Raw genomic sequence first — 12,825 nt, 5'->3', positions numbered from 1 at the left:
AGCGTGATGAGCGATCTGTCACTTCACCCTTTCAACATCGGGAAGCGTCCAGGTCTTTTCAAACAGGGCTTTCGTCGGTGCATACAGTCGGAACAGAAGCTCGAAATTCTCGCCTTTCTTCGTCGGCACCCAGTTGGCCTCCTTGCCTGGAGGCGGCTTCGGCCCAAAGTAGATATCGACCGAACCGTCCGCGTTCTTGACCAGGTCCGTTAGCTGCGACGACCGGCTTGCTCGCTCGACGTTCTTGATGAGTCCGTGCGTTTTTCGGCTGTATGCTGTGACGGACCAATATTGGTGCGCAGGAGCGTCGGCAGGAACATGCAGGCGATAACGGCGGCCTCCATCCAGTTCTCTGCCTTTCCGGTCTGCGGCAGACAGCAAGTAGAATTGACCGGTTCCCAGCCGTTTGATGCCGACATAACCAATTGAATAGGTGATGGCCCTCGCGTCAGTCGGATAGATGTCCGCATCGGAATAGCCATTCGATCCAGCCTTCACCAAGTCCGGCGAAGCTGGCACTGCCCAATGCGTATTGGGGAAATAGGGTTCAAACGCGGTGGGCAGCTTACGGTCGAGCCACCGATGGGCATCCCCCGCTCCAGCAGACAGCGCAACCTCTAGCTTGCTGTCGGGCTTGAACGGCTTTCCCTTTTCGATGCCAATCGACTTCAGCGGATCGATCATTGCCTTGTCACGCTCTAGCCAGGGCTGCTCGTCAACCACCCTCGCAAGCGACCGGAAGAATCTGACGTCATAGGGAATCGTCGCCTCAAAGATATCGTCGGTCGCATCCGTGTATCTCGTGGCTGGCGGGTTGGTGGCTGCAGCCAGTGGATAAACTTTGAGTTTCTTGCCGTACGCGACGGCTTTGGCGATATCGGCATCGCTGTGACTTGGAGGCTCAGACCGGATCAATGCGTAACCGGAATAAGTGCGGGCAGGCAGTGCGGAAAATCCATCCGGGACCTTTCCGGAATAGCCCGGAGGGGTGACCACGAACTTGCCTCCGGCTCCCTTGTCCACGCCCAACTTGCCGACGTCTTCGAGCGCCATTTGCCAGATATCGTCGATGTTGCCTGTGAACGATCCGTCCGCTCCCGCTGGCGGCACGTCGATCACTACCGGGCCATCCTTGGTATTGAAGAACACCATGAAATAGACCGCGTCGGGATTGGGTGTCAGGGTCTGGTTGCGCCAGTCGGGCGGCCTGGACCAGAATACGACTTCGTTCTCCTTAGCCCCTGCCTTTTTCGCTGCTTGCAGCATGAGGTCAGTGTTGACGGCGGCCATGCCCCAGATAACGGCTTGGGCAGCCCGGCCACGCATAATCTGATGATCGATATCGCCATCACGATCCTTTCCATATGCGGCTGGCGACACTAGCAACAACGCAAGAAACACAAGAAATGCACGCATTCTTTCCTCCACGATACCATCTTGGTGCGGCGGGCTCGCCGGAATGGCAAGTACGTTACGGTAACATCGCTATTGGCCAACGGCCTTTGGCACTGCCGGAGAGAAGGCGAGCGTCAGCCACATATTCCATCCCTCTGGCCGGTTCTTCGCGCCGAACTCGTAGTAGCCTTTGAGGTTGACATAGCCTGCCGCAGCTTCGCTTACGGGGAACTTGTATCCCACTTGCGGTCCTATGCCGAAAACCCGCGACTTGAAGTCGCCCAACGTCGCGCCATTCCCGCTGTCGCCTGTCAGCTGCTGGAAGGCATAACCGACCACACCGACATGCCACTGCTCGTTCAGGAATTGCGACGCAGCCCAGTCGATATGACCGTCGATGCCATTCTTGTAGTCGGTATCGGGGTTCTCGAAGTTGTAGGTCATGCCGCCCACGATGGAGAATTCCCGACCCGTCGCCGGATTGAGATAGGTGTAGCCCAGTCCGGCATCCACGGCTCCGTGACCTAGGCCGAGATTTGCCAGGCGATCCGGATTGTAGTCACCGACGGGAATGTCGCCCGTGACATAGGTCATGTAGTTATTGACGCTGTCATTCCATTTCATAGTGACCTGCGGCACGACGTCGCCGATGGATGTTAGCGCTTCGGTCCGCGAGCCAGAGATCAAGTTCCCATTGGGCCCAGTCAGCGTGGCATCGACGGAGGCCTGGTTGCGCCCGGCAACTCCGAGCAAGCTTACCGAAAGCTGCCCACCGAGATAGGTTTCCTCGAACGTGTAGCTCGGGCCGAACATCGCCAGGTCGCCCCGGCCGCGTATCCCAAGCTGCACATCGCCGCCGCTTGGAAACTCTATGTCGCCGCCTGCGCTCACGCTCGTATGGTAGTAGACAGTTACCCACGACCAACCGGGCTCACCCGGAACCGCAGCGAAGCTACCATTGATGCCCGGCACCCAGAAAGCGACGCCGCCCTCATCCGCACTTGCTGGTATCGACGCGAAGGCAGACAACGCCAATGCCACGACCAGTGTAGAGTTTCCAAATCTTGACATGCCCTGTTCTCCCCGATCATTGTCCAAGCGCAAACTGAAAGTTCAGCCCGCCAAAAATTTGCCACCGGGGATTGCCCGCCCCTTCATTCACGATGGTGTATTGGGGTTCGATGAAAGCGTTCATCGTGATCTTGTCATTGACGGGAATGACCTTGCCTAGCCCGAGACCGACGGGGATGAAATGGTTGCCGTTTTCAAGGTTGAAATTCCACACGGCTGTTGAACGTAGGTAAAAACCATCGGAAAGATTGAAGTTGACGATGGGTTGCACCGTCGCCAAGGAAACGTCTTCACGGTCATCATCTCCCGCAAACGACGTCTGGTAGGTGAAAAGCCCACCGAGAATGCCCCAGCTCTGGGGTGCCATTACAACGCCTGACGCACCCGCTTGCCATTTGCCTGCGCCCAGCGCGTCGTCAGTAGCCGTGGGCACCACGAGCAGTGGGCCGCCCGCGAATGTGACGTCACCAACCTTCGGAAAGACGAAGAGGTCCATCAGGGTCAAGTCACCCAGGCCTGTTACAGAGCCGTGCGGAAACTCCGGAGAAGTTGCGACCGGAAGCGTGAACCGGAAAAGTTGTGGCGCACCGAACAGATCGGCTGGTATCAACCCGCGAAAGAGGAACTGGTTCGCACTTTTGTCCGGTATTCCATGCATACTCGGAACGAAGTAGTCTTGGAAGTTGATCGTGATTTTGGGCGTGAGCGGGTTATTGGCTTCGTTAACCGCTTCATGACTAGACGCATTGTTTGATGGGAGTTCCTGGGCGCAAGTCCCATTCCTATTGATATACTTCTCATGCAAATGCATTCCATGCCTGAATAAAGCTGTCGAATCGCTGCCGATTATGCTTGGCCATCGTCCCGACCACTCGCCAATGTTGCATGAATCTGCTATCTAGCCTAGCGGGGAAAACGTCCCAAAAACCCGCGATATGTCTCACTGGTTGTGGCAGGAAGCGAAAGGGTAGAGCGATGGTCGACAAATCAGCGTCCCCAATGCGGCCGCTCCGTAGACACGGCGGTTCGGAACCCAAAAATCCAAATTTCCTTCGATTCTCTACGCAAGGCCTGGCTCCCTCCGAGCAGTTTTCCGTTTGTGACTTCCCGTACTGTATCAACAACCTTGTGTAGGTCGGCTTGGATGGTTGGGAGTAATGATGACGACGTCTTACAATGATCTAGGCTCGCTCGATGACTGGCTTCTAAGGCAAGCGCTCGAGCAGGCCGAGCGCGGGATTAACATTGAAGATGAACTTATTCCGGGGACGGTCGAACGGCTGGGTCAGCCTTATGTCTATCTCTATGCTACGGTGATTTTCGACGGGGAAGTCGCCAATGGTGGCCTCCATCAGTTCTTTGAGAACTCATCCGGCGTTTTGGCTCCCATTGTTCGGGATGCGTTTCAAGAAATGGAATTGCGCCACTACACGACCATCATGACGCAACTCATCAACGCCTTTGGGCCGGAATATCCTCGCAATCAGTGGGTACGGGTGGACAAGATAGACACGGACCCTGCCCTCCAGGAAATGCTGGATCGCGGCTATCATGCCGTTGATGTCTGGAGCAGGGAATTCATCCTCGCGCGGGATAAATACGCCAGAAACAATGGATTATTGAAATGACTCAACCGGCTGAGTTGTAAACCGCATCCAGAATGTCTCCTTCAGGCCGGCCAAGAGCTGCCGACTCATCACAGCAGCTTCGCGCCATGAGCGGTCATTCCGGCTGTCGCGACATTATCCATCTTACCATGTCGCAAAAGTCTGGAATAAGGGGCGCATTCATCGAGATTTTCGCGAAAGCATGCTTTGGAGAACTATGTGCGGCCGCTAGAGCAAGCTGATATTACTAAGTTTCGCGATGTGCGTTTTGTCCTCACTGACATGGACGAGACGTTGACCTATCAGGGGCGGCTCGCTGCCGGAACCTATGCAGCTCTTGAGCAACTCCAAGCGGCAGGGGTGAAAGTCATTCCGGTGACCGCCGCGCCGGCGGGCTGGTGCGACCAGATGGCCCGTATGTGGCCGGTGGATGGCGTGATCGGGGAGAATGGCGGGTTCTTTTTCCGCCGCCGTGATGACGGACATGGGATCGAGCGGCATTTCTGGCACGGTGACAAGGAACGCCCGGTCATATCCGAACAACTCGCGGAGATCGGGCAGCAGGTGCAACGTGCTGTTCCTTCGGCGCGCTTTGCCGACGATCAGCCGTTCAGGCTCACCAGCTTTGCCTTTGCGAAGCCCCAGAATGCAGAAACGCGCGTTGCAATTCTCGATGCATTGCAACGCGCCTCGGCCGATGCGACGGTCAACAACCTTTGGGTGCTCGGTTGGCTCGGGGGGTATGATAAGCTGGCGATGGCCCGGCGAGTGCTTCTCGACCACTACGGCCTCGATATAGATGCCGACCGTTCAAGCGTCCTCTATACCGGGGATTCCACAAACGACGCGCCCATGTTTTCGTTCTTTCTGCACACAGTAGGTGTCTCTACCGTGGCAGATTATCTGGACCAACTCCCGCAGCCGCCACGTTGGATCACACGCGGGCCAGGCGGTGCCGGCTTCATTGAGGCAGCAAATGCCGTGATTACGTCGCGCAAATCCTGAGCTTCACGACAAGGTGGAGCACGTCGCTGTCGCAACATCCTGCGCAAGGGTCTACGTTTCGCTATCGACTTTTGTGACAGCCTAATGGCGGTTTCGGGCCAAATGCGGAAATAATTTCCGCTTCGCGCCAAAGCTGCCAAGTTACTTCGGCAGCGTCGCGCCCCGGGACGGACGCGGCACTCTCTTCGCGTCCGAAGGCCAAAGCTTGGCGTCAGGCCTCATTGAGGGTGATCAGCTCAGCCGTCATACTGGGGCCTGTTTGATGTCATGGGAAGGCTTCACGAAGCAGAGTATTTCACCGTCACGCCGCGTTGCCGAAAGTAGGCTGCATTAGAAATAATGCTCGTCGCGACTGCGGATAGTGCTATACCCTCATCCGGAAGTATCGCGCAGTGTCACCCATCACAGCAAACAGTTATGATGAAATATTGGATTCCATCTTTTTGCATGTCGTCTCTAATTCTTGCAAAAATGAGAGAACCGTCGGGCGCACAATACCGCGTCGCCTGAATACAGCGCAAACGGATCTTGACCATGTTTTTTGAGCAAGTTTGAGTGCGATAAAGCGTCCGCCTCCAATTTGGTTTTCAATGCTCGATCGCGGCAGATAGCTAAGCCAAGGCGAACCGGCAATCATCGACGCCTGAAACGGCGCTGATGTTGTTTCGGTGATGGCTTTCGGCCTGGGCAGGCCTGCCGCGACGAACAATGCATCCAGTTTCAGCCTGTCTGGCTCCGGACGAGGCGGAATGACCCAAGAGTATGGCACCAACTCTGCCAGCGAAATATCGACGCGGCCGGCTAGCGCATGATCCTTGTCTGCGATGACATCAATGGGGCTTTCGATCAGCGTCTTATACTCGGTTTCCTCCATATTGGGATCGACAGGGCGCGCCATGATGGCCAGATCGATGGAGCCATTCAGCAAAGCCGAATAGAGCGCTTCATTCAACTCCTCATTGATACGAATATCTACGTCCGGGTAATTGATTAGAAATCGCTTGAGCGACTGCGGAACAATTTCCCGCAAAGCCGATGTCAAGGCACCGATATGCAATGTGCCGCGGCGAGAGCCTCGCATGGCGTCTATTTCTATCTCCGCCTCTTGCGTCAGGGCCAATATCAATTTGCCATATTCGATCAGGCGTTCGCCGTAGATGGTAGGCCGCACTCCAGATGGATCGCGCTCCAGCAGCCGAACGCCGATCGAATGCTCCAACGTCCGCACACTTTTGCTGAGCGCCGGCTGGGTGAGATTGAGGTGATTGGCGGCAGCGCCAAAGCCGGAAAACCGCGCCACGGCGACCAGATGCCGAAGTTGTCTTAGCTCCATATCCCACTCCCTGATATGTCCGCATTGCTACAATCGATATTACTAGAAGTAATCGTCATAGCAATGATAGTCGTTTGATTATTGACGCCGCCAGGGCTTAATTCATTGGAGTTTCGTCAGCATTACGATTTCCGGGCTATCGCCCACGCGATCGCAACGGCTGCAATCTTTATCGGCGTCACCAATATCAAGTCGTTTTGGTTATTGGGTCCGGTTTTCATAACTATGGAAATGAACAATGCCTGCTACGGGAATGACCTGCCTCTCAGCGACGAAAAGCAATTCCGGGTTCTCAGCTGAACTGCCGGTATCCTTTGCGCCCGAAGCGCGTACATTGCCGGCCTTGCTGGTACAGCAAGCAGAGCGCCATGGCGATAAACGCCTGATCGTCGTCAATGAGGTGGCACGTAGTTTTAACGACGCTTGCAAAGTTGCGGCGCAAGTAGCGGCGTCACTTTATGATGCAGGCGTGCGGCCAGGTGATGCTGTTACAATCATTTGCAGCAATCGCATTGAGTTCATCGACATCTATCTGGGCTGCGCTTGGCTTGGCGCCGTTGCTGTACCCGTCAATGTCGCATCACGTGGAAGTCAATTAGAGCACATCCTGAACAACAGCGTTGCCCGCCTTCTGGTCGTCGAAGCCCAATATTTGTCGGCGATAACGGGACTTGGCGACAAGCAATTGTCGTTCGAGAAAATCTGGACGATTGGAAAAGCGGAAACGGGCGCCATCTTCAACGTGCCGTGTATTGAAATGCCGCTGGGGACGGAAGAACGGGCGGCGCATCCATCGCGTCCGTCCGATACGGTTGCCATTCTCTACACATCCGGCACGACAGGACTGTCGAAAGGCGTCTGCTGCCCGCACGCGCAATATTATTGGTGGGGCATCAACACGGCAACCCTGCTCGATATCGGCGAAACCGACATTCTGCTCACCTGCCTGCCCCTATTTCACACAAATGCGTTGAATACTTTTTATCAGGCGCTCCTGACCGGGGCAACGTTGGTGGTGGAACCCCGGTTCTCGGCCTCCGGTTTTTGGAAGTCGCTAGCCCGCCATCAGGCAACGGTCACCTATCTGCTCGGCGCGATGGTTCCAATTCTGCTTTCCAAGGATGCAAGCCCTGATGATCAGGCCCATCAAACGCGGATAACGCTGGCCCCCGGCGTTCCTGCGCAATTTCATGATGCGTTCACGAACCGGTTCGGCATTGAGATCCTGGATGGATACGGTTCAACTGAAACCAATTTCGCCATCGGCTCTCTGCTCGGCGAACAAAGGCCCGGAAGCATGGGGCGTATAAGGCCAGGCTTTCAGGCGCGTGTCGTGGATGCGATGGACAACCAGGTCCCCGATGGTCAACCCGGTGAGCTCGTCATCCGCGCCGATGAACCGTTTTCCATGGCAACCGGCTATTTTGGAATGCCGGAAAAAACTGTCGAGGCCTGGCAAAACCTGTGGTTCCACACCGGTGATCGCGTTGTGCGAGACGCAGACGGCTATTTCCAGTTCATTGACCGCATGAAGGACGCCATCAGGCGCCGTGGAGAAAACATCTCTTCGTTTGAAGTCGAGCAGGTGCTGGTCGGCCACCCCAGCGTGCGCAACGCGGCTGTATTTCCGGTTCAATCGGAGCTGGCGGAGGACGAAGTGATGGCCGCCATTGTACTGAAGGAAGGCGTTGCCTTGCAGGCAGCGGAGTTGCTCGATTTCTGCCAACCACGTATGCCATATTTTGCCGTGCCGCGCTTTGTCGAATTCGTTGAAGAACTGCCAACTACGGAAAACGGCAAGGTTCAGAAATTCAAATTGCGTGAGCGGGGCGTTACCGAGAATACTTGGGATCGCGATGTTGCCGGCTATAAGGTCACGCGCTGATGATGAACCGACATCGCACCAGCAACCGGGCCTCCTACGATGGTGTGGCGATTGCTGCTCCCATAACTGTTGCCTATGAAAAAACCTCTGCCAAACCGGCGCATTGGTGGATTGGCAGAGCGATCCGCGGCGTGATTGACCAACTTGGGATTACGCCGGATGCCATTGATGGCCTGAGTGTTTCGAGCTTTACACTGGGTTCGGACAGTGCGGTTTCCCTAACCCAGCATTTTGGCCTGTCGCCGCGCTGGCTGGATCATATTCCGTTTGGTGGCGCATCGGGTCTGGTTGCGCTGCGACGCGCGGCCCGCGCGGTGCAAAGCGGCGATGCCGATATCATTGTGTGCGTAGCAGGCGATACCAACCAGCCGGGCTCGTTTCAAAATCTACTCGCTCGTTTCAGCCGATTTTCGGAAGACGCCACCTACCCCTACGGCGCAGGCGGCCCCAATGCCAGTTTTGCGCTTTTGACCGATCATTACATGCGCAAATATGGCGCGACACGGGAAGATTTTGGCAAATTATGCGTTGCCCAGCGACACAATGCGATGGCTTTTCCGCATGCTTTGATGAAAAAACCGCTCAGTCTTGAGCAATATCTGGCTGGACGGCCGATTTCAGACCCGATCACACTTTTCGATTGCGTGATGCCGTGTGCGGGTGCGGAAGCCTATGCCGTGATGCGTGCGCAAACCGCAGCCGCGCTGGGCGTTCGCCATGCCAGGCTGCTGTCTGCCATCGAGCGTCACAATGCATATGCAACCGATCCGATACAGGAACGTGGCGGCTGGGCTGTCGATAAGGACGAGCTATGGGCAATGGCCGGCATTACCGTGGATGACGTCGATTTTGTCCAGACCTACGACGATTATCCGGTCATTTCGATGATGCAGTTTGAGGATCTTGGGTTTTGTGCAAAGGGAGAAGGACCAGGCTTTGTCCGTTCCCATAGTTTTACCAACACCGGCAGTTTTCCGCACAACACGTCTGGTGGCCAGCTTTCCGTCGGCCAGGCAGGGGCCGCCGGTGGCAGTTTGGGCCTTGTCGAAGCGGTCCGGCAATTGACCGGAGCGCCCCTCGGCGCCCCCGTTGCCGACGCAAAAATCGGACTGGTTTCAGGTTTTGGCATGATCAATTACGACCGGGGGCTTTGCTCCGCGGCAGCTTTGCTAGCGGCTCAGGATGCATGATGGAAAAATCCGAAAATAGAAACCCTCTGCCACCACAGCAGCGCAGTCTGGCCGCACAGGGCTTGCGTTTTGCAGCGATTCAAGAGCGCTTTGCCCTGCAGGTCTGTGAGGAGTGCAGCACGGTACAATATCCACCGCGCGACATATGCGGGAAATGCCTTTCCGATCAGCTGGTCTGGAACGATGTCGACAATCACGGCGTCTTGGTGGCAGCGACCATCACGCGTGTCACCGGCGATCCCTACTTCAAGGAAATGCTGCCTTGGCGGACCGGCATTGTTAAACTGGATTGCGGCCCATCGGTCATTGCCCACTTGCATGGCGACTGCAACCCTGACGACCGTGTCCGGCTTGTGATCGAACTTGATGAGGCAGATCAAGGCGCCATGTTCGCCATGCCGGCGGCCGATCTGCCCGATAGGCTTGACGACCGGCAACTAAAAACGTTCCGCCATGGGCCTGATGAGTGGGAAGCCGCCCGTATCACCCTGCAGCAGGTTGCCGGTAACATTGAGCAGCCAGCAGACATTTGGCCGGGACTTCACTTCGATAATCAAGGGGAATGAAGCTTCGATTGGCGGAGCAGCCAATAAACGCCTGAAAGGCAAAACTGGGAGGAAAAATATGAACAGCCTTAGAACAACAATTACAGCTGGCATTGGGTTCGTTTTGTCAGTCGGCCTGGCGCATGCCGAGGATACCATCCGCCTGGGCATGACACCCGAGCCCACCATGCCCTTCTCGCAGATCAACACGGCAGGAGAATGGGAAGGCCTCGAGGCCGACTTGTCGCGTGCGCTGTGCGTCAAGATGCAGGCCAAATGCGAGATCAAGCAGATGGCCTGGGACGGCCTCATCCCGTCGCTGAAGGAGAACAAGGTCGACTTCATCATCGGCGCCTTCTCGATCACCGCCGAACGTCGCAAGACCATGGACTTCAGCACACCGTATTACGCCGAAGGCACGGTCTTTCTCGGCGCCAAGTCCGATGACACCAAGATCGGCACGGCCGATGCGCCTGACGGTAGCGGCAAGGCCATCGATCCGGCAACCATTTCCGGCAAGAGCGTCGGCGTTCAGGCCGGGACTGTGCAGGCAAAATACGTCGAAAAATACCTGCCGGGGATCGAAGTCAAGAGCTATGACACAGGCGACAACTCGGTTGCCGACCTTATCTCGGGCCGAGTCGACTACATCCTGACCTCGGATCTCTACACCCAGACGTTCCTGAAATCGGATGCAGGCGCCGACTATGAGGTGAAAATCGAAATTCCGAAAAACACCACATTGGGCGAAGGCATCGCTTATATTGCCCGGAAAGGTGATGCGTCCATGCTCGACAGGATCAACGCAGCGCTCGCCGAGCTCGACAAGGATGGCACGCTGAAAAAGCTGGCCGACCACTGGGTCCTCGCCAAGAATTAATCAGCTCATCGTTGAATCTCGTAGATCGCAGTTACGCCTTCTGCCGAAGGTGGAGCTCAGGCAACTTGTTTGCCTGGGCGCCAGTTCGCGAGTTTTACGAGGCAGCGTTCGAACACCTCGATCTCGTGGCTATCCAACACATCGAGAAAGTCATTGTTTAATGCCTCCCCGAGCATATCGGCTTGGCGCACCAGTTCGTTGCCGGCAGGCGTCGTTTCAAGCAGATACTGCCGTGCGTCGTTGGGGGAAATAGTCCGTTGGACAAGTTTTTTGCGTACGAACAAGCTGATGATTCTGGAGACAAGAGAACGCTCCAGAAAGGATTCTTGCACCACGACAAAGACGGATCGGCCAGGACATTCGTCAATTACGCGAAGGACTCGCAACTGCCGGATGTCATATCCAAATTTCTCTCGGTAGATCCTGTCGACAGGCTCATTGACGCTGCGCGCCAGTAATTCCAGACGGTAGGAGACGTAATGGCGGGATGAACTTTTTACTGCATTCATTTTCGCTCCAATAATTTCGTGCATATTGCAATATGTGCATTTTGCACATATTGTTCCACTAGCCAATCGGCAAGTATCCAATGGCTCTAGTGGCGAACGCAAACAAATGAAAGCACGCTTGCGAGGAGGAGTGTTGAAGCGTTCGAAGATGATTGGGAGTTTGACGCCAACTGGCGGATCATCTGAACGCATCGAACTGCAGTTTCCTGGCTTCGCCCAACAAACAATTCAAACGCAATTCGGAGGAGAATTTTATGAGGGGTTTGAGTTTCTTTACGTTAGCAGCATTGACATTGCTTACAGCAACCGGCCATGCCGATGCCAAGGACAAGCTCCGGCTCGGCATGTCGCCGGAGCCGTTTATGCCTTTCACGCAGGTGAACGCTGCCGGTCAGTGGGAGGGATTCGAGGCAGACCTTTCGCGAGCCCTTTGCGCGAAGATGGATGTGGAATGTGAACTTCAGTCGATGGCCTGGGATGGTCTAATCCCGTCGCTTACGGAAGGTAAGATCGACTTCGCGATTGCCGGCTTCGCAATCACTTCTGAACGCAAGAAAATTGTGAACTTCAGTTCGCCCTACTACAAAGAAAGAACGACCCTTGTTGGTCCTAAAGGTCATGACGCTCCCATCGCCACAATCGACGCCCCGGATGGTTCGGGAAAGGTACTTGGCGACGCGAGTTTCGAGGGCAAGATCATCGGCACGCAAACTGCCACCGCACAAGCGAATTATTTGGCAAAGTTCCTGCCCGAAACGGATGTCAAATTGTATGACACAGCGGACAACGCCGTAGCGGATCTGGTCGCTGGCCGATTGGACTATGCTCTTCTGCCCGATGTGATTGGCAAAGCTTTGGTGAGCGGATCACAAGGCGCTGACTTCGAGGTCAAGCTCGAACTTCCCTCAAACGCGGTTTTGGGCAACGGAATTGCCTACGCTGTTCACAAAGGGGATGCAGTCACTCTGGGCAGGATCGACGCCGCGCTTGCTGCCCTGAAGGCCGAAAAGCTGCTTGAGCAGCTCGACGCGAAATGGGTGCAAGGCAAAAAATAGCCCATATGTTGGCCGCGCGTTCAGCCGTGCCGTTGCGCAATACAGCGCCAGCATAGCTAAACGGGCGGCTTCATTTGCGTAAGCGAAAGCATGCACGGTACCCCGTTTTGGCGTACGTGCTAGCCCGCTATTCAGAATGCCAGACAGGTAACAACGCATGGACGCATACTGGCACTTGCTTGCCTGGGGAGGAGAGGGCTGGGGCGATGAATTCGCCTGGGGTCTGTTGATGACCCTGCAGGTCTCGTTGGTTTCCTACGCCGTATCGGTGGTCTTCGGATTTCTCGGTGCTGCCGGCAAACTGTCGAACAACCGATATCTCCGTATCCTTGCGGATCTCTATACCACCG

Annotated in this window: 12 protein-coding genes and 1 pseudogene; 8 read left to right on the top strand and 5 right to left on the bottom strand. The window is 55.7% G+C overall.

The window, feature by feature from the left end; genetic code table 11:
• Positions 1 to 18: 18 nt before the first annotated feature.
• From JJB09_RS15120 to JJB09_RS15110, 3 genes are all read right to left on the bottom strand, one after another.
• Positions 19 to 1,416: a DUF1254 domain-containing protein gene (locus tag JJB09_RS15120; RefSeq protein WP_201659746.1), complete on the bottom strand. Its 1,398-nt coding sequence runs from the start codon at positions 1,414 to 1,416 to the stop codon at positions 19 to 21.
• Positions 1,417 to 1,485: 69 nt separating this feature from the next.
• Complete coding sequence (locus JJB09_RS15115) at positions 1,486 to 2,466, bottom strand: SphA family protein (RefSeq protein WP_201659743.1); 981 nt, start codon at positions 2,464 to 2,466, stop codon at positions 1,486 to 1,488.
• A gap of 16 nt (positions 2,467 to 2,482) precedes the next feature.
• A complete protein-coding gene (locus tag JJB09_RS15110; RefSeq protein ID WP_246748743.1) occupies positions 2,483 to 3,271 on the bottom strand; it encodes a hypothetical protein in 789 nt (262 codons plus the stop codon).
• A gap of 355 nt (positions 3,272 to 3,626) precedes the next feature.
• Here JJB09_RS15110 and JJB09_RS15105 point away from each other — a divergent pair, with 355 nt between their 5' ends.
• Both JJB09_RS15105 and JJB09_RS15100 read left to right on the top strand, forming a co-directional pair.
• Positions 3,627 to 4,094, top strand: coding sequence for a DMP19 family protein (locus JJB09_RS15105; protein ID WP_201659740.1), 468 nt, complete (start codon positions 3,627 to 3,629; stop codon positions 4,092 to 4,094).
• A gap of 186 nt (positions 4,095 to 4,280) precedes the next feature.
• Positions 4,281 to 5,078 carry an HAD-IIB family hydrolase gene (locus tag JJB09_RS15100; RefSeq protein WP_246748742.1) on the top strand — a complete coding sequence of 266 codons (798 nt, stop codon included), beginning with the start codon at positions 4,281 to 4,283 and terminating at the stop codon, positions 5,076 to 5,078.
• Between the two features lie 415 nt (positions 5,079 to 5,493).
• On the opposite strand, the gene JJB09_RS15095 is transcribed toward JJB09_RS15100, so the two are convergent.
• Positions 5,494 to 6,411 (bottom strand): LysR family transcriptional regulator, encoded by a 918-nt coding sequence (locus tag JJB09_RS15095; protein WP_201659737.1) that lies wholly within the window; start codon positions 6,409 to 6,411, stop codon positions 5,494 to 5,496.
• Between the two features lie 238 nt (positions 6,412 to 6,649).
• Here JJB09_RS15095 and JJB09_RS15090 point away from each other — a divergent pair, with 238 nt between their 5' ends.
• From JJB09_RS15090 to JJB09_RS15075, 4 genes are read left to right on the top strand one after another with little or no spacing between them, the layout of a single operon-like run.
• Entirely contained in the window at positions 6,650 to 8,296 is a 1,647-nt protein-coding gene (locus JJB09_RS15090; RefSeq protein ID WP_246748741.1) for an ATP-dependent acyl-CoA ligase, read from the top strand.
• Positions 8,296 to 9,486, top strand: a complete 1,191-nt coding sequence (locus JJB09_RS15085) for a thiolase family protein (protein WP_201659734.1) — start codon at positions 8,296 to 8,298, stop codon at positions 9,484 to 9,486. The genes JJB09_RS15090 and JJB09_RS15085 overlap by 1 nt, the downstream gene beginning before the upstream one ends.
• Positions 9,486 to 10,052 carry a Zn-ribbon domain-containing OB-fold protein gene (locus JJB09_RS15080; protein WP_201659731.1) on the top strand — a complete coding sequence of 189 codons (567 nt, stop codon included), beginning with the start codon at positions 9,486 to 9,488 and terminating at the stop codon, positions 10,050 to 10,052. The genes JJB09_RS15085 and JJB09_RS15080 overlap by 1 nt, the downstream gene beginning before the upstream one ends.
• 58 nt (positions 10,053 to 10,110) lie before the next feature.
• Positions 10,111 to 10,911, top strand: a complete 801-nt coding sequence (locus JJB09_RS15075; protein WP_246748740.1) for a transporter substrate-binding domain-containing protein — start codon at positions 10,111 to 10,113, stop codon at positions 10,909 to 10,911.
• 56 nt (positions 10,912 to 10,967) lie between these two features.
• Here the strand turns inward: JJB09_RS15075 and JJB09_RS15070 are convergent, their stop codons facing one another.
• On the bottom strand, positions 10,968 to 11,420 hold the full coding sequence (locus JJB09_RS15070) for a MarR family winged helix-turn-helix transcriptional regulator (protein ID WP_210341749.1): 453 nt from the start codon (positions 11,418 to 11,420) through the stop codon (positions 10,968 to 10,970).
• A 254-nt stretch (positions 11,421 to 11,674) separates the two neighbouring features.
• Between JJB09_RS15070 and JJB09_RS15065 the strand changes: the two genes are divergently transcribed.
• A complete protein-coding gene (locus tag JJB09_RS15065; RefSeq protein ID WP_201659722.1) occupies positions 11,675 to 12,475 on the top strand; it encodes a transporter substrate-binding domain-containing protein in 801 nt (266 codons plus the stop codon).
• Positions 12,476 to 12,632: 157 nt separating this feature from the next.
• Positions 12,633 to 12,825, top strand: a pseudogene (locus JJB09_RS15060) (ABC transporter permease); the annotation flags it as partial.

This window comes from Phytoamicus setariae, from assembly GCF_016722925.1.
GTDB classification, from domain to species: domain Bacteria; phylum Pseudomonadota; class Alphaproteobacteria; order Rhizobiales; family Rhizobiaceae; genus Rhizobium_E; species Rhizobium_E setariae.
This window is presented reverse-complemented; position numbering and strand designations above follow the sequence as displayed.